Source organism: Acinetobacter sp. 1125_18A, from assembly GCF_052824985.1.
In genome coordinates, this window is record NZ_VTDG01000071.1 from 1 (window position 1) to 232 (window position 232).

Genomic DNA, 232 nt, shown 5'->3' on the forward strand with positions numbered 1-232 from the left:
GCATCGGGTTGATATTTAAAATCGGTCAAATCCTTGAGTTGGACGGTTCTAAATGACTGATCATCCTTGGGTTTTATAAACCCTGTCACACCTTCTTTGATATTTTTTAAGTAGCTTGTTTCTTGTGTATAACCATTGTTCTGCAATAGAACCAATAAACTCACAGCACTCAAACTTTTTAACAATATAGTGGGCTTTTTTGCTATTAACATTCGCGAATGGCACCTAGAAA

Annotated in this window: 1 pseudogene; it reads right to left on the bottom strand. The window is 35.8% G+C overall.

Annotation, left to right across the window (positions count from 1 at the left end):
- Nucleotides 1-212 (bottom strand): annotated as a pseudogene (locus FY049_RS22300) (RND transporter); the annotation flags it as partial.
- Nucleotides 213-232: the final 20 nt, after the last annotated feature.